Source organism: Flagellimonas olearia (assembly GCF_009184425.1).
In the GTDB taxonomy this organism is placed as follows: Bacteria; Bacteroidota; Bacteroidia; order Flavobacteriales; family Flavobacteriaceae; genus Flagellimonas; species Flagellimonas olearia.
This window is the reverse complement of record NZ_WELG01000001.1, coordinates 827,982-853,953: the sequence shown is the minus strand read 5'-3', so window position 1 is coordinate 853,953 and position 25,972 is coordinate 827,982. Positions and strand designations below refer to the sequence as shown.

19 protein-coding genes are annotated in these 25,972 nt (G+C 42.6%); 6 read left to right on the top strand and 13 right to left on the bottom strand.

Translation table 11 applies throughout. The features are described from left to right. Window positions 1-5: 5 nt before the first annotated feature. Entirely contained in the window at window positions 6-2,501 is a 2,496-nt protein-coding gene (locus tag F8C76_RS03520) for a TonB-dependent receptor (RefSeq protein ID WP_152130483.1), read from the top strand. A 51-nt stretch (window positions 2,502-2,552) separates the two neighbouring features. Here the strand turns inward: F8C76_RS03520 and F8C76_RS18670 are convergent, their stop codons facing one another. Next, window positions 2,553-2,726, bottom strand: coding sequence for a hypothetical protein (locus tag F8C76_RS18670; RefSeq protein WP_165357395.1), 174 nt, complete (start codon window positions 2,724-2,726; stop codon window positions 2,553-2,555). A 138-nt stretch (window positions 2,727-2,864) separates the two neighbouring features. On the opposite strand from F8C76_RS18670, the gene fumC reads away from it, so the two are divergent. Continuing rightward, complete coding sequence (gene fumC, locus F8C76_RS03515) at window positions 2,865-4,262, top strand: class II fumarate hydratase (RefSeq protein ID WP_129654377.1); 1,398 nt, start codon at window positions 2,865-2,867, stop codon at window positions 4,260-4,262. A gap of 74 nt (window positions 4,263-4,336) precedes the next feature. Here the strand turns inward: fumC and F8C76_RS03510 are convergent, their stop codons facing one another. After that, complete coding sequence (locus F8C76_RS03510) at window positions 4,337-5,224, bottom strand: DUF8428 domain-containing protein (RefSeq protein ID WP_129654378.1); 888 nt, start codon at window positions 5,222-5,224, stop codon at window positions 4,337-4,339. 165 nt (window positions 5,225-5,389) lie between these two features. Between F8C76_RS03510 and F8C76_RS03505 the strand changes: the two genes are divergently transcribed. Both F8C76_RS03505 and F8C76_RS03500 read left to right on the top strand, forming a co-directional pair. Further along, complete coding sequence (locus F8C76_RS03505) at window positions 5,390-6,184, top strand: MBL fold metallo-hydrolase (RefSeq protein ID WP_152130482.1); 795 nt, start codon at window positions 5,390-5,392, stop codon at window positions 6,182-6,184. A 69-nt stretch (window positions 6,185-6,253) separates the two neighbouring features. Then, window positions 6,254-6,934, top strand: coding sequence for a hypothetical protein (locus F8C76_RS03500; protein WP_152130481.1), 681 nt, complete (start codon window positions 6,254-6,256; stop codon window positions 6,932-6,934). 10 nt (window positions 6,935-6,944) lie between these two features. Here F8C76_RS03500 and ettA read toward each other — a convergent pair whose 3' ends face one another. The 3 genes from ettA to F8C76_RS03485 all read right to left on the bottom strand — a co-directional run bounded on the left by ettA (window position 6,945) and on the right by F8C76_RS03485 (window position 9,902). After that, window positions 6,945-8,636: an energy-dependent translational throttle protein EttA gene (gene ettA / locus F8C76_RS03495; protein ID WP_152130480.1), complete on the bottom strand. Its 1,692-nt coding sequence runs from the start codon at window positions 8,634-8,636 to the stop codon at window positions 6,945-6,947. A gap of 33 nt (window positions 8,637-8,669) precedes the next feature. Continuing rightward, a complete protein-coding gene (locus tag F8C76_RS03490; protein WP_236640936.1) occupies window positions 8,670-8,846 on the bottom strand; it encodes a CAL67264 family membrane protein in 177 nt (58 codons plus the stop codon). A gap of 72 nt (window positions 8,847-8,918) precedes the next feature. Then, window positions 8,919-9,902, bottom strand: coding sequence for a Gfo/Idh/MocA family protein (locus F8C76_RS03485; RefSeq protein ID WP_152130479.1), 984 nt, complete (start codon window positions 9,900-9,902; stop codon window positions 8,919-8,921). A gap of 63 nt (window positions 9,903-9,965) precedes the next feature. Between F8C76_RS03485 and F8C76_RS03480 the strand changes: the two genes are divergently transcribed. Beyond that, the gene (locus F8C76_RS03480) at window positions 9,966-11,594 is read left to right on the top strand and encodes an acyl-CoA carboxylase subunit beta (protein WP_152130478.1); all 1,629 of its coding nucleotides are present in this window, start codon (window positions 9,966-9,968) and stop codon (window positions 11,592-11,594) included. A gap of 1 nt (window position 11,595) precedes the next feature. Here the strand turns inward: F8C76_RS03480 and F8C76_RS03475 are convergent, their stop codons facing one another. The 3 genes from F8C76_RS03475 to F8C76_RS03465 form a co-directional block, all read right to left on the bottom strand. Next, window positions 11,596-13,764, bottom strand: a complete 2,169-nt coding sequence (locus F8C76_RS03475) for a DUF2135 domain-containing protein (protein WP_152130477.1) — start codon at window positions 13,762-13,764, stop codon at window positions 11,596-11,598. A 2-nt stretch (window positions 13,765-13,766) separates the two neighbouring features. Further along, window positions 13,767-15,515, bottom strand: coding sequence for a DUF2135 domain-containing protein (locus F8C76_RS03470; RefSeq protein ID WP_152130476.1), 1,749 nt, complete (start codon window positions 15,513-15,515; stop codon window positions 13,767-13,769). Window positions 15,516-15,685: 170 nt separating this feature from the next. Continuing rightward, on the bottom strand, window positions 15,686-17,032 hold the full coding sequence (locus F8C76_RS03465; protein ID WP_152130475.1) for a M24 family metallopeptidase: 1,347 nt from the start codon (window positions 17,030-17,032) through the stop codon (window positions 15,686-15,688). Between the two features lie 153 nt (window positions 17,033-17,185). Here F8C76_RS03465 and F8C76_RS03460 point away from each other — a divergent pair, with 153 nt between their 5' ends. Then, window positions 17,186-18,961 (top strand): carboxypeptidase-like regulatory domain-containing protein, encoded by a 1,776-nt coding sequence (locus tag F8C76_RS03460; RefSeq protein WP_152130474.1) that lies wholly within the window; start codon window positions 17,186-17,188, stop codon window positions 18,959-18,961. 70 nt (window positions 18,962-19,031) lie between these two features. Here F8C76_RS03460 and F8C76_RS03455 read toward each other — a convergent pair whose 3' ends face one another. The 5 genes from F8C76_RS03455 to F8C76_RS03435 all read right to left on the bottom strand — a co-directional run bounded on the left by F8C76_RS03455 (window position 19,032) and on the right by F8C76_RS03435 (window position 25,894). Then, window positions 19,032-20,771 (bottom strand): carboxypeptidase-like regulatory domain-containing protein, encoded by a 1,740-nt coding sequence (locus F8C76_RS03455; protein ID WP_152130473.1) that lies wholly within the window; start codon window positions 20,769-20,771, stop codon window positions 19,032-19,034. 73 nt (window positions 20,772-20,844) lie between these two features. Then, the gene (locus tag F8C76_RS03450; RefSeq protein WP_152130472.1) at window positions 20,845-21,924 is read right to left on the bottom strand and encodes an AMP-binding protein; all 1,080 of its coding nucleotides are present in this window, start codon (window positions 21,922-21,924) and stop codon (window positions 20,845-20,847) included. Further along, complete coding sequence (locus tag F8C76_RS03445) at window positions 21,902-22,840, bottom strand: CPBP family intramembrane glutamic endopeptidase (RefSeq protein ID WP_152130471.1); 939 nt, start codon at window positions 22,838-22,840, stop codon at window positions 21,902-21,904. The genes F8C76_RS03450 and F8C76_RS03445 overlap by 23 nt, the downstream gene beginning before the upstream one ends. After that, entirely contained in the window at window positions 22,831-23,883 is a 1,053-nt protein-coding gene (gene menC / locus F8C76_RS03440) for an o-succinylbenzoate synthase (RefSeq protein WP_152130470.1), read from the bottom strand. The genes F8C76_RS03445 and menC overlap by 10 nt, the downstream gene beginning before the upstream one ends. Window positions 23,884-23,932: 49 nt before the next feature. After that, a complete protein-coding gene (locus tag F8C76_RS03435) occupies window positions 23,933-25,894 on the bottom strand; it encodes a sensor histidine kinase (RefSeq protein ID WP_152130469.1) in 1,962 nt (653 codons plus the stop codon). Window positions 25,895-25,972 lie beyond the last annotated feature (78 nt).

Genomic DNA, 25,972 nt, shown 5'->3' with positions numbered 1-25,972 from the left:
AAACTATGCACAAAATCATTGTCCCGTTATTTTTGTTCGCTCTATTTGCGGTAAATACCCAAGCTCAAAATTCCATTACCATTTCAGGAAAAGTGGTCGATCAAGACTCCGGTCAACCATTGGAGTATGCCACTTTTGTACTTCAAAGCTCCAATGACCCCGCCCAGGTCACCGGTGGAATAACAGATTTGGATGGTAAGTTTGAGGTTGAAGCCTCACCAGGTCAATATAATATCCGGGTTGAATATATTTCCTATAAAACCTATGCCCGTACCAATCAAACCTATAGCGCTTCCACAAATTTAGGTTCCATTATCTTGGCACCCGACGTAGCACAACTGCAAGAAGTTGAAGTGGTTGGGGAAAAAACCACTGTGGAGGTAAGACTGGACAAAAAGGTCTATAATATTGGAAAAGATATTACCACCAGTGGAGGAAACGTAAGTGATGCACTGGGCAATATTCCTTCTGTTTCCGTGGATGTTGAAGGTGCCATAAGTTTACGGGGTAACGAAAATGTTCGGATATTGATCAATGGGAAACCTTCCGCATTGGCAGGATTTGGTTCAACCGACGCCCTACGCCAACTACCGGCAGATGCCATTGAAAAAGTAGAGGTAATTACCAGCCCGTCTGCCCGTTATGATGCAGAAGGAACAGCGGGAATCCTGAATATCATACTCAAAAAGGAAAAGACCTTGGGTATCAACGGGTCCGTAAATACCACCGTGGGTATTCCCTTCAATGCAAGGGCAACGACCAATTTTAATCTTCGCACCGAAAAGTTCAACATTTTCAACACATTGGGGTATTTCCACAGGGAATCTCCGGGAGAAGGAAGAAATGACAATACTTACCTTTCCGATACAAGTCAGTTTGATAGGATTATTGAAGAAAGGGACATCAGCCGTAATGATGATGGTTTTAACATAAATCTTGGGATGGAATATTTCCTAACGGATAAATCTTCCATTACCGGTAGTGTTTTCTTTAGATGGTCTGATGAAAATGATTTGACGGAAAACGACAACCAGCGGTTTATAGACAACGACTTGGATAGCCGAACCTTTAGAACAGAAGATCAAGGCGAGGATGACCGCAGCAGTCAGTATTCCTTAAACTATACCAATAATATAAATGATAGCGGCCACAAGCTTACCGCAGATTTTCAGTATTCAACGGATGATGAAGATCTTTTGACGGTAATAAAGGAAAACAACACCTTTCCAAATGACAATTTATTGGCGCTTGAGAACATTTATGAAAAGCAGACCCAAGATGATATTTTAGCCCAGATAGATTATGTCCTACCCATGGGCGATGCGCAATTTGAAGCGGGTTACCGAGGCAATTTTGAAAAGGAAGTCAATGATTATCAATTGGATACCTTGAATCAAGGTACAGGCAATTTTGAGACCAATACCGACTTGACCAATATATTCACGTACCACGAAAACGTAAACGCACTCTACACCCAATATGGCAACAAATATGGCAAGTTCTCTGTTTTGCTAGGCTTGCGTTTGGAAAATACCCAAATGAAAGGGAGTGTGGATTCTGACATTGATGGCGCTGTATTGGATGAGCTCATCGGGCAAGATGTTGACCTTAATTTTGATAAGAATTATTTGGGGCTGTTCCCTACGATAAACTTGGTTTTTGAAATTTCCGAGACCCAGAACATCTCTCTTGGATACAACAGAAGGATCAATAGACCTAGGGGTTGGTTTATTAACCCCTTCCCATCAAGATCTAGTAGAACCAACGTTTTTCAAGGAAATCCGGACCTAGATCCTGCATTTGCCAATGCGTTTGACCTAGGATATATGAAAAGATGGAGAACTTTGACCTTCACGTCTTCCATTTATTACCAAAAGGAAACAAGATCTTTTGAGTTCATTACGGAAGAAACAGGCCAGGTAACTTCAGACGGCATCCAGATCATCCGATCTTTGCCCATTAACCTATCCACCAATGAACGTGTGGGTGCGGAAGCAGGTGTAATGTACAGTCCTGCAAAATGGTGGAGATTGAATGGGAGTGTCAACTTCTTTTTGTTCAGCACGGATGGAGAGTTCAACAACGTAGATTACGGTGCCTCCAACTCGAGCTTTTTCACTAGGTTAAGTTCCAAGTTTACACTACCGGCCAAAATGGAACTTCAGGCTAATTCATTTTACATGGGTCCAAGGCAAAATGCCCAAACCGAAACCGATGCAATGTTTTCTTTGGACATGGCACTGAGCAAGGATTTGTTCCAAGATAAGGCTACGCTTTCATTGAATGTCAGTGATATGTTCAACTCAAGAAGGCGTCAAAGCTATACACAAACTGCTTCATTTATCAGAGACAGTGAATTTCAGTGGAGAAAAAGACAGGTGAACCTATCATTTATATACCGATTTAACCAGCCTAAGGACAGAAGGCAAGGAAACCGACCCGACGGGGATGAACGTGGAGGTGAAGAGCAGGGAGAGTTTAAAGGAGGAGGAAATTCCTAAGCTGGGACAAAAAAAAGAAGCCAATAGGCTTCTTTTTTTTGTCTTCTTTTTTTATTCTTCGAGCTGGGCTTTTTTGGCCTCGCGTTTTTCTTTCATCATTTCCCTAAGGTTGCCGACCAACCAATAAGGGACCACAAAGGTCAATAAGAAAATCATCAACCAAAAACCGATGGTCAAAATTGTCAAAAAAGCTAAAAATCCTAGATATTGGTCAAATTCGAACATTATTCTTTCCTTTTGTATAACAAAGATACTTTCTTCTTTTTAAAAAAAACAAATCTGAAATCAAAAAAGTGTATTTGACAACAAGCACTACCATATAATTCTGTTAACAATTACCTTTGTAACTCAAAATTTTAAGAAATGAGCTTTAGAATTGAAAAAGATACCATGGGGGAGGTAAAAGTGCCTTCTGATAAATATTGGGGTGCACAAACCGAACGCTCCCGAAACAATTTTAAGATTGGTCCTTCCGCTTCCATGCCCTTGGATGTGGTATACGGCTTTGCCTACTTGAAAAAAGCGGCGGCATATGCCAATCATGAGCTTGGTGTCCTAGCTGTCGAAAAAAGAGATTTGATTTCCCAAGTCTGTGACGAAATCCTTGCCGGAAAACACGATGATCAATTTCCTTTGGTGATCTGGCAAACAGGATCGGGGACCCAAAGCAACATGAATGTCAATGAAGTGGTTGCGAACAGGGCGCACGAAATTGCAGGAAAAAAAATTGGAGAGGGCGAAAAGACCATTCAGCCCAATGACGATGTGAACAAAAGCCAGTCCTCCAATGACACCTTCCCCACAGGAATGCACATTGCCGCCTACAAAAAGATTGTAGAGGTTACCATTCCCGGTGTGGAACAGCTCAAAAATACCTTGGAGAAAAAATCAAAAGAGTTCAAGGAAGTCGTAAAAATTGGACGTACCCATTTAATGGATGCCACTCCCCTGACCTTAGGACAAGAGTTCTCCGGATATGTATCACAATTGGAGCACGGACTAAAGGCCTTGAAAAACACATTACCCCATTTGAGCGAACTTGCCTTGGGTGGAACAGCGGTAGGTACCGGACTTAATACACCAAAAGGCTATGATGTGTTGGTTGCCAAATATATTGCGGATTTTACAGGACTTCCATTCATAACTGCCGAAAATAAATTTGAAGCTTTGGCGGCTCATGATGCCATTGTGGAAAGCCACGGTGCCCTAAAGCAATTGGCGGTATCACTCAATAAAATTGCCAATGATATCCGGATGATGGCCTCAGGCCCCCGTTCCGGGATTGGGGAAATCATTATCCCTGCCAATGAACCTGGAAGCTCCATTATGCCCGGGAAAGTAAACCCTACACAATGCGAGGCACTGACCATGGTGTGCGCACAGGTAATGGGCAACGATGTGGCCATAAGCGTTGGGGGCACACAAGGACATTATGAACTGAATGTATTTAAGCCCATGATGGCCGCAAACATTCTGCAGTCGGCCCAATTATTGGGTGATGCCTGTGTAAGTTTCGAGGAAAACTGTGCTGTGGGTATTGAGCCCAACCATCAAGTCATCAAGACCCTACTGAACAATTCTTTAATGTTGGTTACTGCGTTGAATACCAAAATTGGCTATTATAAAGCCGCGGAAATTGCCAATACGGCCCATAAAAATGGTACTACCTTACGAGAGGAAGCCGTCAATCTTGGCTATGTTACCCCAGAAGAATACGATGCTTGGGTAAAACCGGAAGACATGGTAGGCAGCTTAAAATAGTTGTGACCTTCTTAAAAAACAAAAGGCCCGTCCAATTTGGACGGGCCTTTTATGGTTTATGGATAGTGTGTGTATTATTTCAACTCAAATTTGGAAGTACCCAACAATTTCAACTTGCTGTCATAAACATTAACCATGTAGTTCCCTTTTTGGTAGTCACCTGCAGGCTTGTTTACGTAATCACATACATCCAAAGAGCTGTTTTCATAATAGAAATTGGTTCCTTTGCTATATGTAATGGAAGCACCTTCCTCAGTAGCTTTGGTCAATCCTTCTCCAAGAACGTTTCCTTGAGGGCCCAATACTTCAATAAAGAACTCCCTGTCACCAGCCTCGGCAATGGTGTTACTGGCTACTGTAAAACATACTTTAAGTTTATCGGTAGCTCTAGCTCTTGAAGTAGATACCAATTTACCGCTGGTTCTTTCCTTCACAGCATCTACGCTGATAACGGAAAGATTAAGTGCAGAACCTCTTTCAACCGCATCGGCCAATTGGGTGTTCTGTACAATCAAGGAATCGTTGAAAACAGTTTGCTTTTCCAATTCAGTGAACGTACTGTCACGCTGCATGGCCAACAAGCTGTTGGACTGTGTCAAGGAATCTACTTGCTTCAATAGTTTTTCTCTTTCAGCCTTTAGAACGCTCACTTGTCTTCTGTATCTTGAAAGGGAAGCGATATCAGCTTTCATACCCTGTACAGAATCGATGTACTTTGCAATATTGTCCCTTGCGGCAACCAACTCCTCATTTGTGGCGTTGCTTTCAAGGATAGCCTTGTCGTACTCAGATTTTAAGTTGTTCAAATCTTCTACAACCAACTCTTTTTCTTGGGTAAGAGCTTGAGTGGTCTCCTTTTTATCTTGGTAAAGGCTAACGGTGTAAATAATGGTTCCCAAAAGAACTACACCCAACAAACCAGCAATTACCTTCAATCCGTTGTTATTTTTTGCTTCTGTCATAACTTTTTGTGTTAATTGATTCTCGTTTAAGGTTTTTAATCAATCGTGTTTGGTTTATATACGCTTCAGATTGTTGTTTGGATCATTTCAAATAAAATAATCTTAAAAAAAATCGACGTTAACATCCATATACCTTAATTTTAAAGGAACTTCAAAAAAATCATCATGAAGAGAAAAATCACCATTTTGTGTTTAGGGATAGTACTGATTTCCAGTTGTAAATCAAAAAACAACCCAGATAAAGAAACAGAGGAGACCGCTGTAGAAGCTAAAGTGGTTGATGTCTCTTCAGAAGTTTCGATAATCCCTATTGAGCATGCCACAACGGTTTTGGAATGGAACGATGTTACCTTATATATAGACCCTGTAGGAGGAAAATCCGCCTTTGAAGGTCAAAATAGCCCTGATATTATTTTCGTGACTGATATTCATGGCGACCATTTTAACTTGGAAACCCTACAAGAAATTGCAACAGAGAACACTATACTGATTGCTCCCCAAGCTGTTGCGGATCAAATTCCGAGCGAGTCTACCTTGACCTTGGATATCATGAACAATGGTGATACAAAAACCTATTCAGGAATAGAGGTTGAAGCCATTCCCATGTACAACTTACGAGAAGAAGCTTTGAGTTTTCATGCCAAAGGGCGTGGAAATGGGTATGTCCTGACTATAGGTGGGGAGCGTCTCTATTTTTCCGGGGACACCGAGGACATCCCTGAAATGCGAGCACTAAAAAGCATTGACAAAGCCTTTGTATGCATGAACCTTCCCTATACCATGACCGAGGAAAGTGCCGCGGATGCTGTTTTGGAATTTCAACCCAAGGAAGTCTATCCTTACCACTATAGAGGTCGACCCGATGTAAGTGATGTTAAAAAATTTAAAGAGCTTGTGAACAAAGGAAATCCAGACATTAAAGTGGTTCAATTGGATTGGTATCCAAACGACGATTTTTGATGGAATAAAATATTTCCGTAACATTGTCGTTAAGATAACAGACTTAACCAAATCAAAAAATACTTTATCATGGCTCCCAAATCCCATGTTTTAGTAGCTATTGCATTTTTCTGTGCATTCCAAGCTGCTTTCTCCCAATGTGACAATTTTTATTCAAAGGTGACCTATGCGCTGAACCATTGCAAAAAAGGAATGTCGGCCACCAATTTTGAACACCAAATGTACTATGCCGAAAGGGCGCTGACCGCTCTTGAAAAATCCAAAGCTTTTAGGGAAGAATGTGACTGCGCCAAGGCTGAGAACAAAACCTTGGACGCCCTAGAGACATTGGACAAAGCCATTGAACCCGTTGATTGGGAAGCTGGCAGGTTCTTTACCAAAAAGGCCTTGGCACAAATCAATGAATTGATCACTATTTTGGATGAATGTACCTTAGGGGCTTCCTCCACGGTGACCATAGCCGATAATGCAACCACCACTATGGAACATCAGGCCCATGCTGATGCTGAAGCTCCCGAGAATGCTATGGAAATGGAGATGATCAAGGTATTTGAGAAACACTCCAGCGAAAAACTCAATTCGGCCCAACAGGCCATTGACCAACTTGTGGAACTTTCCAAAACCATTGGAAACTCTCCCGATGGAAACAACAGTGACCCGAATAGTTTGGAATATCACCAAAAAATGTATCTGGAAAAGGCCAGAAAACTTCTTGAGGAAGGACTGAAAAATATTGGCGGAGAGGAATAGTACTCCCGTTTTACCTAATAAGTTTCTTGTATTTGATACGCTTGGGCATGATATCCGTTCCCAAGCGTTTCTTTTTGTTCTCCTCATAATCTGAGAAAGATCCCTCAAAGAAATATACCTGTGAATCCCCTTCAAACGCCAAAATATGGGTACAAATCCTATCCAAGAACCATCTGTCGTGGGAAATGATAACAGCACAACCAGCAAAATTTTCGAGACCTTCTTCCAAAGCCCTTAAGGTATTCACATCCAAATCGTTGGTAGGCTCATCCAAAAGTAAAACGTTACCCTCCTCTTTTAAGGTCATGGCCAAATGAAGTCGGTTACGCTCTCCACCGGAAAGCATGTTCACTTTCTTATTCTGCTCACTACCAGAGAAGTTAAATCGACTTAAATAAGCCCGGGAATTCACTTGCTTCCCTCCCATCATGACCAATTCTTGTCCATCACTGAAATTTTCCCAAATACTCTTTTCCGGGTCAATGTTGGAATGACTTTGGTCCACATAGGCCAACTTGGCGGTATCCCCGACAATGAATTCACCTTTGTCAGGGGTTTCCTCTCCCATGATCATTCTAAAAATAGTGGTTTTACCAGCACCGTTGGGACCAATAATTCCCACAATCCCTGCTTGGGGCAGATTGAAGTTTAGGTCTTCATACAACAATTTATCCCCGTACGCTTTGCTTACCCCTTTGGACTCTATGACATTGGTACCCAATCGGGGTCCGTTGGGGATGTAGATTTCCAGTTTCTCTTCCAGCTGTTTTTGATCTTGGCTAAGAAGTTTATCGTAGTTGTTAAGACGGGCTTTTTGCTTGGTCTGTCGTCCTTTGGCTCCTTGACGAACCCAATCCAACTCCCGCTCCAATGTCTTTTGTCTTTTGGAGGCCTGCTTGCTTTCTTGGGCCAAACGCTTGGCTTTTTGATCCAACCATCCAGAGTAATTTCCTTTCCAAGGAATACCTTCCCCCCTATCGAGTTCCAAAATCCAGCCCGCCACATTATCCAAGAAATAACGGTCGTGCGTTACAGCAATCACCGTTCCCTTGTATTGTGCCAAATGATGTTCCAACCAGTGTACGGACTCTGCATCCAAGTGGTTGGTAGGCTCATCCAACAAAAGCACATCGGGTTCTTGGAGCAGTAACCTACATAGGGCCACACGTCTTCGTTCCCCACCGGAAAGAACGCCTATTTTTTTGTCCGATTCCGGCGTACGCAGCGCATCCATGGCAATCTCCAATTTGGTGTCCAATTCCCATGCGTTCGAGGCATCGATTTGATCTTGGAGTACCGCTTGGCGATCCATCAACTTTTGCATCTTATCCGCATCTTCGTATACTTCGGGTAGACCGAACATATCGTTGATCTTATTGTATTCGTCCAAAATGGCAACGGTCTCGGCAGCCCCTTCCTTGACAATTTCAAGGACGGTCTTTTCTTCATCCAATTGGGGCTCCTGTTCCAAGTATCCCACCGTATATCCTGGAGAAAACACCACATCGCCTTGATAGTTCTTATCCACTCCTGCAATGATCTTGAGCAAGGTGGATTTACCGGAACCATTGAGACCCAAAATCCCAATCTTGGCCCCATAGAAGAAGCTTAGATAAATATTTTTAAGTACTGGGGTATTGGCCGTTTTAAAGGTCTTGGTAACCCCGGACATTGAAAAAATGACCTTTTTATCGTCTGACATTTGGCTGTGTTTAAAAATTAAGAAAAGAGAACTTTATACCCGTCCCTTGAGTGCATTGAAAACCCAAGCTACGGCAAAAAAACCAATGCCCACTGCTCCAAAACCGTATCCGGCCACTTCATCGTACTTGAAAGCGCCAAGCGCTATCATTCCGACTCCCACAAAAATCATAATCCAAGTGGCCCAAGCGAGCACAGTATTTTTGTTCATTCCCATATATATTGTTCTGTAGAAGGTCAAATATCGTAAAAAATGGACTATTCCAAAATGGTTATATGTCGATTATCCCTCAAAAGGGAACCGAATCCCGCATTTTTCACGCACAGTGTCCAGTAATTCAGCTACATCCAAACTATTTTGATGTGACCAAAGATCACTTTCCATTTTCTTCGCCCTTAAACATTGATGAACTTCCAAAATCTCGTAGTAAAATCCTATTCCTTTTAACGGGTGTTCAAAAGTCTCGGAAACACCATCCTTCAGCAAGGTATAGGCATCGGCCTCGTGCCATCTCGAAGGAAGGAAAATTTCCCCTTGGCTTCCTGATAGTTCCGCTTCGGTACGGGTCCTGCTGGTAAATCCGCTGTAAAGCACGGCTTGCGCCTTGGGATATTGGAAAATCATTGAGGTCTGTAATTCCGTTCCATTACTGTGGAAGTTCGATACAGCAAGAACTTCATTGGGCTTCCCTAAAAATAGGTAGGCCAAAAAGATAGGATAGATCCCAATATCCAATAACGACCCAGAAGCTAAATCAGGATTCAAAACCCTTGATTCCTCATCCCTGTCCAAAGCATAAAACCCAAAATCTGCATTGATATGGGTCAAATCCCCTATCTCCCCATCATCCACCAATTCCTTTGTTTTTTGAATCGAGGGATTAAACCGGGACCAAAGTGCCTCCATAAGAAAGACCTTGTTCCGTTGGGCTGCATCCACCATTTCCTGCACTTCAGCTTTGCTGATCCCCAAAGGTTTTTCGCAAAGTACATGTTTTCCAGACTCCAGAGCTTGCAAGGTCAATGCCTTATGAAACCGATGTGGTGTGGCAATATAAACCACATCTACCGTGTCCGAGGCAAACATCTCTTCATAACTTCCAAACACATTTTCAATGGCATATTCTGCGGCAAAATCCTGTGCTTTCCCCAATGAACGGGAAGCAACTGCCGTAACCTCTGCATCTTCCACCAATTGTAAATCCGAAATAAACTTCCGTGCAATTTTTCCCGGGCCCACGATGCCCCATCGTATCTTAGTTTCCATATGGAATCAAAAGTAATGATTATAACTCCTTATCTTTAGCCAATAAGAAGAAATTGACGGTACATGGATATCAACTTCAATAAAAACGAAGACCACAATAAACTCTTGCTTTCCCAACTGCGAAAGCGACTTGCCGAGGTTAAACTGGGCGGGGGAAAGAAACGCATCGAGAAACATCACGAAAAAGGTAAAATGACCGCCCGTGAGCGTATTGCTTATTTGTTGGATCCCAATTCCAAGGCTGTTGAAATTGGTGCGTTTGCAGGAGATGGCATGTACGAGGAACATGGCGGATGTCCGTCTGCCGGGGTGGTGGTGAAAATAGGGTATATCCAAGGAAAGCAATGTGTGGTAGTGGCCAATGACGCCACGGTAAAAGCCGGTGCTTGGTTCCCCATTACCGGGAAGAAGAATCTCAGGGCCCAAGAAATTTCCATGGAAAATAAACTGCCCATTATCTATTTGGTGGACAGTGCCGGGGTATACCTTCCCATGCAGGATGAGATTTTCCCGGACAAGGAACATTTTGGCCGAATTTTCAGGAACAATGCCATCATGAGCAGTATGGGTATTACCCAGATTGCCGCCGTTATGGGTAGTTGTGTGGCGGGTGGAGCCTATTTGCCCATTATGAGCGATGAAGCCCTTATTGTTGATAAAACAGGAAGTATTTTCTTGGCTGGAAGCTATCTGGTGAAAGCGGCCATAGGTGAAAGCATTGATAACGAAACCCTAGGTGGGGCCACCACCCACTCGGAAATCAGTGGAGTCACGGATTACAAGGCCAAGGACGATAAGGATGCGCTTGATAAAATAAAAAGTATCGTAGGCAAGATCGGTGATTTTGACAAAGCTGGTTTTAATCGGATTGAAGCAAAAGACCCAACGGAAAACCAAGAAGATATTTACGGTATCCTACCTAGTTCCCGGAGTGATCAATACGATATGCTTGAAATTATAAAACGATTGGTGGACAACTCCGAGTTTGAACAGTACAAAGAGGGTTATGGTAAAACTATTTTGACCGGCTATGCGCGAATTGATGGTTGGGCCGTGGGGATTGTGGCCAACCAACGGAAAGTGGTCAAGACCAAAAAAGGTGAAATGCGCTTTGGTGGAGTCATTTATTCGGATTCTGCAGATAAGGCCACTCGTTTTATTGCCAACTGCAACCAAAAGAAGATTCCCTTGGTGTTCCTACAGGACGTGACCGGATTCATGGTAGGCAGCAAGAGCGAGCACGGGGGCATCATTAAGGATGGTGCCAAAATGGTGAACGCAGTGAGCAATTCCGTGGTACCCAAATTTACCATAATCATAGGGAATAGTTACGGGGCAGGAAACTATGCCATGTGCGGCAAGGCCTATGACCCTAGATTGATCGTGGCCTGGCCCAGTGCCGAACTCGCCGTGATGAGCGGAAACTCAGCCGCAAAGGTGCTGTTACAGATTGAAAAGGCATCCCTTGAAAAAAGCGGACAACCTTTGGATGCCGAAAAAGAAAAAGAATTGTTCGATAAAATCAAACAGCGGTATGACGACCAAATATCCCCCTATTATGCTGCGGCACGGTTATGGACGGATGCCATTATAGATCCCTTGGATACGAGAAAGTGGATCAGCATGGGGATTGATGCCGCCAACCATGCCCCCATTGAGAAAAAATTCAATATGGGAGTGCTTCAGGTATAATTTAATCCACAGAAAATTTGGCCAATTGGACCTCTTCCCCTACTTCTTGTAAACGAACTAGAAACTCCTCTTTTCTTTGATTGGGTTTTCCAAAGTTGTACTCCACAGTACATTTTAGAAAAGTTGCCGATGTATTGGCAGGGGTTCTGTTCCCGTCATAAGTGACGTTCAAAATCCATTCTCCCTTGGTGTCGGAACCTACAATTTCAAATTGTTCGGTGGAATTTCCATTTTCCAGTTCATCCAAGATTCTTTTTCGATCTCCTACTTCAGTATGTTCCCAAGTGAAAAATCGTTTCTGCGGATTTACGAACTGTACGGAAAATTCTGCGTCAGGTTGGTTCCAATCCAAGACCAATCGGGCATTATAGGTAAGGTTGTTGTGGTATTTTGGGTTGACTTTTGAAATATCCAATTGCGCTCTATGTGTGTTCACCAAGTTTCGAACCTCTGTCCCCACCACCTTTTCCATTCCCCTAAAATTCAATTGCGGGTTGGCATCGCCCGTTAGCATCCCATTGTACATATTGAGTGCTTCTTGATAGTTCCCCAACTGTTCCTGTGCCATAGCCACATCCATATACGACTGGATTTTGTTGGGAAATACTTCGAACATTCGATTGGCCGCCAAAAGGGCCATATCATGATTTTTAATTTCCATGGACCGTAGGTATAGGCTTCTCAAAGTACCATAATCGGTATCCTCATTCTCCAACACATTGGATAAAATACGCAAGGCAATTTCTGGACTGGTACCATAAAAGAAATTGGAGACATCCAAAAAATACGATGACTCATTTTGATATTTTGCCCTTTGGGCAAGATAGATATCATACGCTTCCCGGATGTTTTTGCCCCCTTTTAGTTCCTTTAAATATGGAGTGACCAAGGTTTTGGTATTCACCTTGATTTTTTCTTCGTAGATGTTATCCGTCAAACGGGCCAAGTCTTTCTTTTCACCAGTTTGTTTGGCATAAGTTGCTGTTTTTGTGGTAATCAACAATACCCCATTGGCTCCCAAGCTTCCATATTTATTGGTAGCAGCCAAACCTTTTAAAACCGTTATATCCGCTATGTTTTCCGGATTTACAAAATCTGTACTGTACACCACTCCACTGTGTGACCCGGATTGTCTCAGAGGAACTCCATCAACCACAATCAGACCATAAACGTTTCCCAAAATGGTGTTCCGAGGACGCATTTTAACCTGACTTAAATCTTCATTGATGCCCAGATTGACACCAGAAAATTTTCCTTGTACGGCCATATTTACCGTGGATGCGGCATCGGGAATATCGTCTTCAGTAATGGATTGAACGGCATAACCCACGGCATCCTTGTTCTCTTCCCCATAAGCCGTGTTTATCTTTTCTTCGGGTTCTGCTTTTCTTTCACTGACCACCACTTCCTGTAGCTGCACACCTCCATCGCCCAATGAAAAATTCATGGTCTTGAGATCACCTAAAACCTGTTTTTCCATTTTGTTTCCATACACCGCGATAAGGGTATCCCCTGGCTTCCCATCAATTCTAAAACCTCCTTTCTCGTCCGATTTTACTTTTCCCTCTTCATTACCTTGGATATAGACTTCGGCATTGGACAAACCAGCAGTACCGCTTAAAATGGTTCCAGAGTATTCCTCAATATCATCAATGGAATCATCCATAGATTTCTTTTCCATAAAATTCACCACATCGCCATTATTGACAATGGATAATAAATTAAGGCTTCCCCTATCAAAACTCTTACTGCTATTAACAATGAACAATTTTCCTCCAAAATTCGGGGTGCTTGTTCCTAGATTCTGTTTTCCATCTGTGAACAAAAACACGGTGCCACCAGTCACATAATTCCCCAAGGAGGCATAGGAAGTAGCACCATCATAGGAAAATCCTTTTAGTTTTTCCTTGATATCAGTCCAACTTCCCGCTGAAACCGTAAAGTCGTCCTTTGACAAAACTTGATCACTAAAGGTCAGAACAGTAACCTTGGCGTTCTGTACTGTTTTAAAGTAGGTGTCCAAAAAATAAAAATCCTTATCCAAGTCCCTATTCTGCATGGATAGGGACGCATCCCAGCAGATTGTAATATTCTCAGGGTTTTGCGCCTGTACATGGGTTCCCAAAAGCAACCCAAACGTGATAATGAATATGGATAAAAACTTTCCCATTTTTAAAATGTTGTTATGGAGCTACCATTCTTGATTTGGAAAAGAGCTTGGTTGATATTCTTGGCGGTAAGTTTAAAAACTTTGATCTCTTTACGCTGGTTTTTGGTGCCAAAATCATAGAAGGTGGTGGCCTTGAGATATGAAGGCGTCAAGCTTTTGTTTCCCAAATATTTCACATTTACCGTCCAATTGCCTTGAATGGGTTTGTAGAACAGGTAATCTTCCGATGAAAATCCGCTAGTTTTTTCTTCTTGAATACGCTCTGCATTGGAAAACATCGTATGCTCCCATAAATAATATTGATTCTCCGGGTTAACCAACTGAAGCTCAAATTCTGCCTCGCTGTTGTTCCATTCAAGCAACAACCGGACACCATCAAAATCCTCAACTTCTGTTTGGACAACGCTGGTACTCCCCATCAGGGAGCCTTGCCGGGCAAACAGGCTATTGACATCTCTTTTAATGATAGGTGTGAAGGTTTTGGAGGAATCCAAAAGCGATTTCTCCACTAAATCAAAATAGCGTGCATACAGGACCATTGCACTTTCCACCGCGCCCATATTTTCATAGCTCCTTGCCAGGTCTGAATAGGATTGGGCATAATGGGGCCTCATGGCGAAAATCTGTTTATATAGGTCACTGGCCCATTCGTATTGCTGCTGCTGTTCCAACAGATATGCCAATGCCTTGAGTACTGTAGGATCGGTGGCGAACTTGTTTTCAATTTCTTCCCCAATGTTTTTTTGCATCCCATCGTCTTTCCTCTTTTCACCAAAAAAGCAAAACATATCCAGATAGAAAAAAGGAGAAGATTGATACTTTTTCTCCATCTCTTGATACAGGGCAACAGCTTCTGTTTTACTGGCAGCGACAGACACCTCCTCCATATACTTTGGAGCAGCCATCTTGGAAATGGCCACGGCACTTCCTTTTTCAAAGTAATTATCACGACGGCGGGCCAAATCATAGGGTTTGTTCGTTCCCGGCTCTCTTGTAGCGTAATTGCCCGTTTTCGTGTTGATTACTATGACTCCACCTGCCGATCCCGTTCCATACTTGGAAGCTCCCGCCAAACTGCCAATCACTGCCACCCGTTTGATATTATTGGGAAGAACAAAAGTTGGTGCCGTTCTATATATCATACCGTCCACTTCATAAATGGCGCTTTGGCCCAAAAGCTTCTTCATGGTATTAAGATACATCACTGGGGTATTTGGGTCATCTGGTGATGGTTCTATAATCACCCCTGGAAGTCTTCCTTGAAGTGCCCTAACAAAATCAATGGCTGCCGGGTTGAGCTCATCCCCATCAAAAATTCGTAAAGAATACCCAACCCTATCTTTATCCAAAATACCGAATCCGGTTTTGATCAGGTTTTTGTTGGACTCATACTCATACAACAGCTCTTTTTGGGTTTTCTTTTTTTTCTTGGTCACCACCACTTCATCCAATTGCTCAATATTGGGATACATCGTCACGTTTAAGACCGAGGTGATGTCTTCCACAATAATTTCAATGGTCCGCATACCCACATAACTATATACCAAAGTCTGTCCTTCATCCACATAAATTTCATAGGTTCCATCCGTATTGGACTGCACACCCGTGTCGGTATCCTTCACGGAAATATTGACATTGGATATGGGTGATACTCCATCTGATACCCTACCCCAAACCTTCTTTATCTGGGATTGGGAAAAAACTATTGAAAAAGAAAACAGAAAAAGAGAGAACACAGTATTACGAAGCATGGCGATGTGTTTTTTGACTGATTTCCTACAAGTTAAAAATAATATTCAAATATTTAGTTATCTGGGTTTTACGAATTAAAACCGTATCATAGACATTCAAATACAAAAGGGATAAATCACCACGTCCTTAGGTTTGGTCGAACTAAAAATGTGGTTTCACACGGTACAGGTCAATAGCCCTGTTGTGGTATTACCCTTGGAATCAACAACAACTCGGTCTGCCGGCCATTTACATACCTAAAACCGTTCTCTCCATAAAAACCAGCCTCTTCCAGCATAATGCGGATGTCTCGTTTCCATTCAGGTATGTTCACAGTGGCATTCAGTTCTATGGCATAAACCGTATTGGGGTTCAAGGGATAGTTTTCACCATCATCCTTCATGACCCCTCCTTGGGCATCCCACATGCCAATGGTGGTCCCTGCCGAGTGGCCATAAGCTCCCAATGGATGGGTATAAATGGCCGGTTGCAATCCATTATCCTTGGCATCTTGCAAAGCTTTGGCCAATATTTGGTTTCCTGTTCTTCCTTTGACCATATTTTTGGTGAGGAAATCCTGTACGCGGTTTCCATCGTACAAGGCATTCACCAAAAAGGAAGGCGCTTCCGTTTCCTCTGGTTTCAGCACATAGGCCAATTCCTGGCAATCCGTATTGAGGCGCAAATAGGTGATTCCAAAATCGCAATGTAATAGGTCTCCGGGCAGTATCACCATATCATCTGGACGGCCCGAAAAGGAATATAAGTGACCCACCAATTCTTCACTACTCCGCTGGATGTCGACCGTTGGATGAAACCAGGTTTCCAAACCCAGATCAGTCACTTTTTGCCGCATCCACCATTCTACCTCGGTGGTTGTGGTTATGCCGGGAGTAATCACCTTTTCTGAAAATGCTTCTGCAATGATATCGTGGGTAATGTCCACCAATTGATCGTAGATGACCATTTCACGTTCGGTGCGGGTTTCGATCCAACGTACGGCCAATGATTCGGCAGAAACTACTTTAGAATGGAATTTCTTGGGCAGATTAACCATGAACTCATCGTAATCTGTTTTGTCCAAACCATCTGCAATGTTGTGGTCTTTGGAGAAGTTCAATCCAATTTTATTTGGGTTTCGCTCTGCAATCAATTCCATTAACCGCTTCCATTGATCGGGTTCCTTTTCCTTGTCCCAAGCCGAAACAATACTTTTCCCTACATTATAACGTGCCACGGCGAGCTTGTCCATAGTGTTCTTTTCCTTATCCCGATAAAACAGTAGAATGGTCCTTCGCCTTGCGTTCAGCCAAGTAGCGGGAAGCATAGTCCGTAGAACCGGGTCTTCATTGTATTCCCTTGAAATCAAAACCCACATATCCACACCCACATCATCCATCAATTTTGGAAGTAAGTTCGTAAACCGATCTTCCAGCAATTCGTCTACCACCCGAGCGCGTTCCACTTCGGGAAGGATTTGTTGGGATTGCAATACAAAACATGAAAATATGCCAAGGAAGGTAAACAGTCTGTTCATAGGGTCGATTTTGGATGAAGTTACAAAATCCATCCATATTCCATTAAAATGGTATCGAGGATTACCCAACACAAAAGAAAGCCATTTTCTTACTAAGAATCAAATACTTATATTAGAAGTCAAGGAAAACTCCCCCGTTAAACCAAACCAAGGATGAAGAAAGTTTGCTTTTTACTTCTATTTGTTTGCGCTGTAGGTTGGTCTCAAACAAAAATTGAGGGGGTTGTCGTTGATAAAGCTACCCAAGAACCATTGCCCTTTTCCACAATTACCATTTTTGGAGAGGATACCCATCACACCATCACCAATGAGGATGGCAAATTTGCAGTGGATGGGCATATCCAAAAAGATTCCATGGAAGTACGGCATTTGGGGTTTAAAACAAAAATAGTGGCCTTGACCTACTTTACGGATGAGTCCAAACTTTTTTTGGAGCCCGATGTTTCTTCCCTACAGGAAGTTGTGCTCACCGCTGGGGAAGACAAAGAATATCCCTATAGGTTATTGGATAATATTGTTCAGAAGTATAGGCAGCAAGGGGAAACCACTCCGAGTAAGGCCTTTTTGACCCTGACCTCCGCAGTGAGAGGTATCCCCCTCGAACAGATAGAAGGTTTTTACAACAGTGAGCAAAGCCTTTCAGGTGGCATTACAGATCTAAAAGTCAAAAGCGGACGATTTGGCCTCAACAAATCTTTTGCGTTTTATAGTCTGGACAACACCCAGATTTTAAGTGACTTCACTTTTTTCGAGGAAACCGGTCAAATATTGCCCGATCACCCGGGCAATATGGACTATAATGCCCTCAAAAGAAAATATACTGTTCGAATTGACGATTGCAGTTCGTGCACCCAAGAAGAAGCATCGCTTTCTTTTACGCCTAAAAACCCGAATGGAAGACTGTTCTATGGAAAAATGATCGTGGATTATGAAAACTTGATTGTCAAGAAAATTGAACTTGGCATCAAGGACCCCGTAACCAATGCTCTGACCTCCATAAATGAAACCGTCTCCCTGACCCCAATGGAAATTGGGTTCAACATTGTTTTCAATCCTTTGGATTATGGGAAAATCCAATATTTGGATTTCACCTTTCAGATGAATTACACCACGGAAAGTATTTCGGAAATCATCAACTCACGAACATTCATCTATTTTTATGATTACAATAAATCGTTTGAGGAACCTTATTTTACAAAAGACATTTCCTTTAGCAATGACTATGACAAAATAATCGCCCTACAGGCATCCGATGATTTTTGGGAAACCAATTACCAATACCCAAAAAGCTTCAATGACCAAAGATCCTTGGATTATATGAAAGAAAAAGGATACCTGATCAATTATGACAGCTATATTCCCATCGAAGATTTGGCCTATGCGCGACCTTCCGTGCTTTCATGGCAAGAAGACAAACGTTTTGAATGGGACCATTTACGGGATGAAACCGAGGATGTCCCCAAGGGCATTCAAGGAGATAAAGAATATAAAACGGGAAAGGACTATGATTCCCCCTTTCAAGTTTTAAGGAAAACCTCTGGCCCCAAAGGGAAGAACCAGATCAATATCGGTTATATGCTGGATATGTACTGGGATATGAACGGTAATAGAAAAATTGTGGGAAGGACCCTTATGGATATCAGCTCTTCCGAATTTCATCATGAGCATACCAAGAACAAACTTATTTACATTAATCTGCTCTTTGATGTATATGAGATATATAGACGGTTGGCCAATTCCCGAATCAAGGAAGGGATGACCTTTGACGAAATGAAAATCATTTATGATGAGGTCTACGATGGCGCCAATGCCGAAGCTAAAAACATGAGGAAGGAGACCGATCATGGGGATGACCTTGAGGCATTGCGCAAATGGAACGGTAGAATAAAATCACGATTGAAGATTGATAATTTTGCACTAATGCGGTAAAAATCAATTTCTTCAAAACCAATTTCATCTTTAAAAAGACCCTTCTTCCTCCAGAAAAGAGCTTATAAAACTATTTCCCTAGTGTTCCAATGGAAGTGTTGATCTTTACCAACCCATTCCCTTCATAATCATGGGTTAATTTTAGCACTCGGGTTTCTGAACGCTGCGTGGGAAGTCCATAATTGAAATAACTGGTTATCCTCAAATAGGTAGGGGTTTGGGTCTCACTCTCATAGTAAAGTAAATTTAATAGCCATTCTCCTTCCACTTTTTCGTCCAGAAAAAATTGAGTACTGGCATATCCCCTGTCCGTTTCATTATCATGGGATTTTACTTCCCATGTCTTGAATGAAGACTCGGGATCCTCCAATTGGAACCCAATCTTGACATCAGGGTTGTTCCAAGACAAAGTGATTCGGGTGTGTGAAATCTCTCCTCCCATTCCTTCACTTATTTTTTCCCAGCTTGGTTTTTCTTTATTGGACTTCACATATCCATAGGAATCCGTGGTCATGAACAAATCTGCGCCATACGCATCAAAAGGTAGGTCATTCCCTCTCATGGCTTTATAATCTTCATACGTCTTGGAAACTTTTTTATAGTTCATCCTTTCCGCGTAGGCCTGCGCGACATCACAATAGGATTGTGCGGACAAGGGGTCTTGCTCCAATACTTCAAGGAAAATCTCCAAAGCCTTATCATGTTTATCCAACATGGCGTATCTATAGGCCAAACCTCTCAAAGCAGGTATGTTTTGCGAAAATTCTTCATGAACTTCCTTTAGGATATTGTTGGCTTCCTTTTCGTCTTTCCAACGTACTCGAAAATAATAAGCCATATCCATAAGAAAATACGAATCCTTCGAGTAATCCCCCTTGGTCGTTTGGAGCAACTCCATTGCCGCTCCTTCTGAGGCAATGGTTCCAAAGGCTTCCATATACTCCGGAATTGCGGGTACATAATCCGCTCCCTCAAACAAGTTGTTCATACTGTTGCGAACATCGGCAGTGGTATAATCCTTGCCATATCCCAGCGCATCCATTTCACTTTTGGCCTTGGTATTAACAATAATGACCCCTCCAATAGCCCTTGGTCCATAGCGAGATATAGCTGCATTACGCTCCAATATGGCCACACGGTCAATATCCGAACCGGCCAAATAGGTAGGGGCCGCTTCCTGTACAAAACCATCTACATCATAAATAGCCTTGGGTTGTGAAGCATGAAGGGAATCGCCTCCATACGAGATTTTTCGTAAATATACTATCACTTCATCAGCTTCTGGAGGCCGTACCACCCTCATATTAAGGTTATGATTCTGCAAAGACGTCAAAAAATCTGGACCCACTGGCAACAGATTATCACCATCAATGATCTCTAGGGCCGTGGAAGAACGATCTTTGTCCAAAATACCTATTGTGGTCTTAATCAAATTCTTATTGGTGGTATACTCTATCATCAAGTCTTGTCTGGTCTTACGCTTGGTCTCTTCCACAACCACCTCTTTCAACTTTGTGGTCCTAGGTGAAAGGATGATTTTAAATCTTTCTTCAATATCCAGTACCTCCATTTCAACATTTCCATACCCTACTGCGGAAAATACCAAAACTTCCCCTGTGTCCGCATTTAAAGAAAACCTTCCTTCCGCATCGGTCTGTACCCCACGTTTTGTACCTTTTACCAAAACGTTCACATCTTCAATAGGCGTTTCCCAAACATCGGTGACCTGTCCGGTAACTATCCTATCTGTAGCTTGGGGGTAGAGTGGCAAAACAGCACACAAAACCAAAAACAATAGTGCATTCTTCATCTTATAGAGATTTCAATGATATAACTGATTATAAATCAACCGGGGAACTTTATGAAGATATGAAAAAAAAAGCTTACGCAGTGTAAGTAAGTTCCTGGGTTTCACTGCGCAATATTTTCCCTGTTTTGGTTTCCATAAACTTGGGGACACAGTAAATGACTTTGGGTACTTCAAACTTTTGAAGTGTTTCAAGGGATTTTATTTCATGAAGGAGCTGCGTTGCATCGCACTTTCCTTCCACGACCAAGACCAAACGCTGTCCCAATTTTTCATCCGGCTCACCTGCTACAAAAAAACGTGAATTCATGAGATGTGCCAATTTTCTCTCAATCTGTTCTGGGACCAACTTAACACCGCCCGAGTTTATAATGGAATCAAACCTGCCCAACCACTGAAATGTATTTTCTGAAACAATGTCCACCAAATCATTGGTCACTATAGTCTCCGCTGCAATAGCAGGAGCTTCTATGACCAAACATTCCCTCCCATCCTTTAAGATGTTAACCCCGGGAAGTGTTTTAAAAAGATCGGAAGCTTCTGGGCCGTTAATGGCTTTTATGGCAATATGCGTCACGGTTTCGGTCATGCCATAGGTTTCATAACAGTTGGTGCCAAGGGTGTCAAGGGTTTTTTTAAGAGCAGCATTCACCGGTGCCCCTCCTATGATCAAGGTACGAACCTGCCCCAATTGTTCCAGTGAGTTTTGCACTTGAAGCGGAACCATGGCAGCGAAATCATATGGTTTGCTGGTATGGGACAAGGGTGTGGAGGTAGGTTCCACATAATCCAATTGCCAACCCAAGACCATGGCCCTAACCAACATCATTCTACCGGCAATCCCTGAAAAAGGAAGACAAAGCAGGGCCGTATGACCCGCATTCAAGTTGAAATATTGACCAGTAGCCTTGGCCGAATTGACCATATGCTCCTTTTTTAAATGGATTTTCTTGGGTGTTCCCGTAGATCCCGAGGTGAAAACCTCCAGTACCGGATTTCCTGAAAGCCAATCCAATAAAAAATCACCCATGGAGCTTTCAAAAGCACTACCCTCTTTGACCAAACTATACCCCACTTCCCAAAGCTCAGCATGCGAATAAGGAATACCATTGAGCTTAAACTCTGGATGGATATTATGCCATATCGGATTCCCCATGGGTCAATGCTACAAATTCCTCTTTGGTCATTACCTTTCCGAACAATCGCTGTTTCCAGTTTTTCCACCCATATTTTCTGGAGAAGAACCATAACAACAAGGGAAAAATCACAAATACGGGAATGAGCACATCCCATCCCAATGCTGGTTCGGAAACATCTTTATAAATGGAATTGGTTTGAAAAGCCGTCCAGTCTGCTGTCACCAATAAAGCGGTTATTAAGTTGTTGGCGGCATGAAAACCCAAGGCCAGTTCGAGCCCTTCATCCATCAAGGTGAGGATTCCCAAGAAAAAACCGGTACCAATATAATAGACCAAAATGCCATGCCCCAGCTTTTCAACTTCTGGGTTGGCAATATGCATCAAACCAAACAAAGTGGAGGTCACCACCAAGGGCACCCATCGGTTCTTCGCCAAAATACCAAGACCCTGCATCATATGTCCCCTAAAAAGGTACTCCTCAAAACTGGTCTGCATAGGAATCAGGACCACCCCAATGATGGCCAACGGAATAAATTTGGCCCAATCAAAATTGAGCACATATTTGTCCGGGGAAGCGTAAATATCGATTCCTGTCAGAAGTATCGTCAGTAAGGTCCATACCCCAAACGAGAAAAAAATCCGTTTCCAATCCACCTTTTTTCTAGAGGTGGTCAATGAGGTTATGGACTGCCTATGGACCAAATAGGTCCATCCCCATACCACCAACAATCCAACGGATAAAGGCAGCAAAAGAATAATCAACACGGTATTGGAACCCATCTGTTCTATCAACTGCTGCATAGTGTCCTCCACACTTATGGGCGAATTGATCGTGATGACATAGTTCATTACCATAAAACCCATAAATGCCAATGGGATCACAAAATATTTCCATAACCCAATTTCTCCTTTATAGCCTTGTTCTATATACATAAACTTTTGATTAAATCTTTCTTCCAATTCTTATTCGACTTATAATACAAATTGCCGTGTCCCACTTTCAACGGGCTCTCAAAATTGTTGGTATACAGGCTTCCCGTGCCCAAACCCTGTGGCATTTGGTTGCCCAAGGTATAGGTCCATTGGGCAATGGCATTGAGTCCAATGTTACTCTCCAAGGCACTAGTGATCCACCACCCAATTCCTTGTCCTTTGGCCAAATCAATCCATTCCAAACTCCCCGAAAAACCTCCTACCAAACTTGGTTTCAATATTATATATTGGGGTTGTATGGTTTGTAGCAGTTTTTCCTTTTCCGTTACATCGAAAACGCCTATAAGTTCCTCATCCAAAGCAATGGACAAGGGGGTATTTTTGCATAAATCTGCCATCTCCGCAGATTGACCAGCCTTGATGGGCTGCTCTATGGAATGCAATTGGTATTCTGACAATCGGTGGAGTTTTCCCAAAGCTTCATGAGGTGTAAATGCACCATTGGCATCTACCCGAAGTTCAATTTCATCCGGACCAAAGTTGTTACGAATACTTTCTAAAATGGCGATTTCCTTCTCGAAATCCAAGGCCCCTATCTTCATCTTGATGCAGCGGAACCCTTCCTCCAATTTCTGCTCCAATTGGGAAAGCATAAAGGATTCGTCCCCCATCCAAATCAAACCATTGATGGATATGGGCGCTTCTTCTTGGGTGAATTCCGAAGGGAACAATTCAAATGGATTCGAGGACTTTAATGAGCGAAAAACCTGTTCCAGTCCAAACTGAATGGAAGGAAACTCTTGGAGCCTATTTAGTAGTTCCACCTCACCTAAATGGATATTATCGCAGACCCAGGCAAGTTGCTCTTCGTATTCGGGGACATCGTCCACACTCAAACCCCTTAAAATACCACACTCCCCTATTCCAAGGTGGTCTTTTTCTTCGAGAATCAAAAACCAGGTCTCCTTTTGGGTAAGAATGCCGCGGGAGGTCCCACTGGGTCTTTTAAAATCAAGGGTGTACTTTGTATAATGCGCTTTCATCCAATGGTATCAAATGTAACCATTTTAAAAAGCCCAAGCAGAAAAGATCTTAGCTAAAGTTGAACCAGAACCGCACCCCTTCATTATCCCTATCAATATTTAATTTGGATTGAAGCTGGTTCACAAGTCTGTTCATCAGTCGGATACCCATGGAGGAATGGGCACGTTCCTCGGCATCTTCCGGAAGTCCTACCCCATTGTCGGTATATTCAAAATAGCCTTGATCTCCATTTTTTCTGAGATGGATATAAATTTTTCCATTCTCATCATTCTCCGGAAACGCATATTTAAAAGAGTTCGAGACCAATTCGTTCAAAATCAATCCAAACGGAATAGCACGGTCTATATCCAGTTCGGTGCCTTCAGCATCAATGGTAATGCTGATGTTATGTCCACCTTTCTTATAAACGGATTGTACACTATTGATCAAACTTTCAATATATCCCTGCATTTCAATTACGGAAAGGTCATCGTTCTGATACAACTTTTGGTGGATCAATGCCATGGCCTTTACCCTGCTCTTTCCTTCTTCCAAGGCCTCAATGGCAGCCTTGCTCCGCGTATTTTTTGTTTGCAGGCTCAAAAGACTGGAAACCATCTGAAGGTTGTTCTTTACCCTATGGTGGATTTCCTTCAAAAGGGAATCTTTTTCGATAAGGGCATTCTCGATGATGTGGTTCTGCTCCGCGATCAACCGTTGGTTTTTAATACTCTTTACATAGGCATATACCAATCCGGCAAAACCAAGCAAAGTGAAAATCAAGGAAATGAACACTAGGTTGATGCGCTCGTCCTTGGCCTTCATCTCACTACGTGCCAATTCGTTGATCCTTTTTTGTTCATCAATCAAGCGTTGTGAATTTTCCAAATCCTCATTGGCCACTATGGTCACCAACTGTTGCTTGATAATGGAAGATTGTTTTTGTGCCAAGGAATCTTTTATGCGCTCATTACGCTTATAGTACATGGCGGCATTTTTGTAATTCTCCACCTTATCGTAATAGGCAGCCAACAAACTGTTTCGTTTGATGCTTTGGAGTATGCCAATATTCTCAAAATCGACATCCAGACTTTTCTTGGCTTCCGAGTAACGCTCCAATTGAAGATTGGCATCGGCCAAATAAAGCGTGTTTTCGATGATTTCGTTTCTATGTGCATTTTTGGGAGAAGCCTCCAAGGCTTCAATACTACCCTTGAGCAAAGGAATGGCTTGTTCATATTCCCCCAACATGACGTGGCATTTGGCAATATTACCTTCAATATCTGCTTTCAGCAAATCACTCTCAAATATCTCGGCTTCGCTTTTCTGTACCGAAATGTCATTAAGATAGACATCCAAATAGGCTTTTGCCTTTTTCAACTCACTTAAAGCAGTTGGGGCCGAATTGTCCAATCTCAGGTAATTGCCCACTTTGCTGTGGTATTTGGCCAACCCATAGGAATCATTGTCCGCTATGGTGGGTTTTACCTCCATAATGTATTGGTTCCGAGCCTTTCGGTAGAGTCCTAAATTGCTGTAAATATCATAAAAGGCCACATTTTCGGTAATACCCATTTCCCGCTTCTGTTTACGGATCTCAATTTGCTTGTCGTACAATTGAAGATTGGCATAGTTGTCATCCAAGACGTCCAAAACAATTTTCTGAGATTCCGTGTCCAGGGAATCCTTGGCAAAATAGAGTTCCTTGGCCAGTGCGGTGCTCTTATCGTATTCCCCAAGATCATTGTATATCTGGGCCTGCATAACCTGATACAGCCTAGTGGCTATGGTATCGTTGGTCTTTTGGGCATTGGAGAGGTATATTTTTACAGTATCCAACCAGTCGTATGCCGAATGCTCCTGGTACCTGTTCACGGAATTGAAAAAGACATTGAACCTCCCAGACGGGGTGTTTATATCCTGAAATTCCTTTAGGGTATTGGGTTCTTCACCAGTGATGGATTGCGCAGAACCACTGAATAGGAAAGCAAAGTATATGATGGTAAATAAGAATCTTACGTAACGTCCCATTAATCTATTAAATATATCGACCTTGGGAGTTACCCTCAAGGTCCATACTATTGTTTGTGCCCTTTTTCATGTCCCCAT

Excerpts from the sequence above, each read along its gene's own strand:
- F8C76_RS03500 (WP_152130481.1), top strand. The coding sequence starts at position 6,254 with ATGGCTCCCAAATCCCATGTTTTAGTAGCTATTGCATTTTTCTGTGCA.
- F8C76_RS03455 (WP_152130473.1), bottom strand. The coding sequence starts at position 20,771 with ATGAAGAATGCACTATTGTTTTTGGTTTTGTGTGCTGTTTTGCCACTC.
- F8C76_RS03470 (WP_152130476.1), bottom strand. The coding sequence starts at position 15,515 with ATGCTTCGTAATACTGTGTTCTCTCTTTTTCTGTTTTCTTTTTCAATA.
- ettA (WP_152130480.1), bottom strand. The coding sequence starts at position 8,636 with ATGTCAGACGATAAAAAGGTCATTTTTTCAATGTCCGGGGTTACCAAG.
- fumC (WP_129654377.1), top strand. The coding sequence starts at position 2,865 with ATGAGCTTTAGAATTGAAAAAGATACCATGGGGGAGGTAAAAGTGCCT.
- F8C76_RS03435 (WP_152130469.1), bottom strand. The coding sequence starts at position 25,894 with ATGGGACGTTACGTAAGATTCTTATTTACCATCATATACTTTGCTTTC.
- F8C76_RS03490 (WP_236640936.1), bottom strand. The coding sequence starts at position 8,846 with ATGAACAAAAATACTGTGCTCGCTTGGGCCACTTGGATTATGATTTTT.
- F8C76_RS03445 (WP_152130471.1), bottom strand. The coding sequence starts at position 22,840 with ATGTATATAGAACAAGGCTATAAAGGAGAAATTGGGTTATGGAAATAT.
- F8C76_RS18670 (WP_165357395.1), bottom strand. The coding sequence starts at position 2,726 with ATGTTCGAATTTGACCAATATCTAGGATTTTTAGCTTTTTTGACAATT.
- F8C76_RS03505 (WP_152130482.1), top strand. The coding sequence starts at position 5,390 with ATGAAGAGAAAAATCACCATTTTGTGTTTAGGGATAGTACTGATTTCC.
- F8C76_RS03485 (WP_152130479.1), bottom strand. The coding sequence starts at position 9,902 with ATGGAAACTAAGATACGATGGGGCATCGTGGGCCCGGGAAAAATTGCA.
- F8C76_RS03475 (WP_152130477.1), bottom strand. The coding sequence starts at position 13,764 with ATGGGAAAGTTTTTATCCATATTCATTATCACGTTTGGGTTGCTTTTG.
- F8C76_RS03450 (WP_152130472.1), bottom strand. The coding sequence starts at position 21,924 with ATGGGGAATCCGATATGGCATAATATCCATCCAGAGTTTAAGCTCAAT.
- F8C76_RS03520 (WP_152130483.1), top strand. The coding sequence starts at position 6 with ATGCACAAAATCATTGTCCCGTTATTTTTGTTCGCTCTATTTGCGGTA.
- F8C76_RS03480 (WP_152130478.1), top strand. The coding sequence starts at position 9,966 with ATGGATATCAACTTCAATAAAAACGAAGACCACAATAAACTCTTGCTT.
- F8C76_RS03460 (WP_152130474.1), top strand. The coding sequence starts at position 17,186 with ATGAAGAAAGTTTGCTTTTTACTTCTATTTGTTTGCGCTGTAGGTTGG.
- menC (WP_152130470.1), bottom strand. The coding sequence starts at position 23,883 with ATGAAAGCGCATTATACAAAGTACACCCTTGATTTTAAAAGACCCAGT.
- F8C76_RS03465 (WP_152130475.1), bottom strand. The coding sequence starts at position 17,032 with ATGAACAGACTGTTTACCTTCCTTGGCATATTTTCATGTTTTGTATTG.
- F8C76_RS03510 (WP_129654378.1), bottom strand. The coding sequence starts at position 5,224 with ATGACAGAAGCAAAAAATAACAACGGATTGAAGGTAATTGCTGGTTTG.